The organism is Pseudomonas sp. EL_65y_Pfl2_R96 (genome assembly GCF_963970905.1).
Classification (GTDB): Bacteria; Pseudomonadota; Gammaproteobacteria; order Pseudomonadales; family Pseudomonadaceae; genus Aquipseudomonas.
This window is the reverse complement of sequence record NZ_CAXAQH010000264.1, coordinates 1-492: the sequence shown is the minus strand read 5'-3', so window position 1 is coordinate 492 and position 492 is coordinate 1. Positions and strand designations below refer to the sequence as shown.

The following is a 492-nucleotide window of genomic DNA, read 5'->3' as shown; positions in this document are numbered from 1 at the left end:
AATAGTTTTCGCGGAGAACCAGCTATTTCCCGGCTTGATTGGCCTTTCACCCCTAAACACAACTCATCCGGTAACTTTTCAACGTTAATCGGTTCGGACCTCCAGTGCGTGTTACCGCACCTTCATCCTGGTCATGCCTAGATCGCCGGGTTTCGGGTCTAATACATCAAACTCTGGCGCCCTATTCAGACTCGCTTTCGCTGCGCCTACACCTAACGGCTTAAGCTTGCTTGATACATTAAGTCACAGACCCATTATGCAAGAGGTACGCTGTCAGGCCTCAAGGACCCTCCAACTGCTTGTAGGCAATCCGTTTCAGGTACTGTTTCACTCCCCTCATCGGGGTGCTTTTCACCTTTCCCTCACGGTACTAGTTCACTATCGGTCGCATACGAGTATTTAGGCTTAGAGGGTGGTCCCCCTATGTTCAGACAGGATTACACGTGTCCCGCCCTACTCAAGTCCGACAATTTCACTTTCGCATACGGGGCT

The 492-nt window shown here is 50.8% G+C and carries 1 rRNA gene; it reads right to left on the bottom strand.

Annotated elements, in window-relative coordinates:
• A 23S ribosomal RNA gene (locus tag AACY49_RS30545) occupies nt 1-492 on the bottom strand; the annotation flags it as partial.